This is a genomic window from Pseudomonas sp. K5002 (assembly GCF_013386655.1).
In the GTDB taxonomy this organism is placed as follows: Bacteria; Pseudomonadota; Gammaproteobacteria; order Pseudomonadales; family Pseudomonadaceae; genus Aquipseudomonas.
Window position 1 is genome coordinate 1 of the sequence record NZ_JACARK010001314.1, and the last position, 838, is coordinate 838.

Consider the following 838-nt stretch of genomic DNA (forward strand, 5'->3'; position numbering starts at 1 on the left):
CAGCGCCGTGGGCGTGCCTGCCGGTGGCGAGGCCATGCGCAGCAGCCAGTTGATCGACGGAAAAATCTGGGACGGTTCGGACCCGGCCGGGTATGCCCGCAGCTTTCGCCTGCATGCCATGGCAGATGTTGCCAGCCGCCAGGCCTTGCGCTGACAGGAGGAACCCATGCTACGAATCCTGTTGATCAATGACACACCGCGCAAGGTCGGTCGGCTCAAGGCTGCGTTGACCGAGGCCGGGTTTGAGGTGATCGATGAATCGGGGTTGACGATCGACTTGCCGGCGCGGGTCGAAGCGGTGCGCCCGGACGTGATTTTGATCGATACCGAGTCGCCGGGACGCGATGTGATGGAGCAGGTGGTGCTGGTGAGTCGCGACCAGCCACGGCCGATTGTGATGTTTACCGATGAGCATGATCCGGGGGTGATGCGTCAGGCGATCAAGTCCGGGGTGAGTGCCTACATTGTCGAGGGGATTCAGGCGCAGCGGTTGCAGCCGATTCTGGATGTGGCGATGGCGCGGTTCGAGAGTGACCAGGCGCTGCGCGCGCAGTTGCAGGCGCGGGATCAGCAGTTGGCTGAACGCAAGCGGATCGAAACGGCCAAGGGGTTGTTGATGAAAATGAAGGGGTGTAATGAGGAAGAGGCCTACACGCTGATGCGGCGTCAGGCGATGAGTCGGCAGCAGAAGCTGATTCAGGTGGCGGAGCAGATTATTGCGATGAGTGAGTTGTTGGGGTGAGAGGGGGGTCGGGGTGTATATCCGTTATTTAGGTAACGGCCGCTATTGGTTCCGCCCTTACGGCGGCTCACTTTTGAACAGCCGGGCTACAGGCCG

1 protein-coding gene and 1 pseudogene are annotated in these 838 nt (G+C 61.2%); both read left to right on the forward strand.

Annotated features, from left to right (window positions below; translation table 11 throughout):
- Positions 1-154 (forward strand): annotated as a pseudogene (locus tag HX846_RS35970) (nitrate ABC transporter substrate-binding protein); the annotation flags it as partial.
- Positions 155-166: 12 nt separating this feature from the next.
- Positions 167-742 (forward strand): ANTAR domain-containing response regulator, encoded by a 576-nt coding sequence (locus HX846_RS35975; RefSeq protein WP_003219125.1) that lies wholly within the window; start codon positions 167-169, stop codon positions 740-742.
- Positions 743-838: the final 96 nt, after the last annotated feature.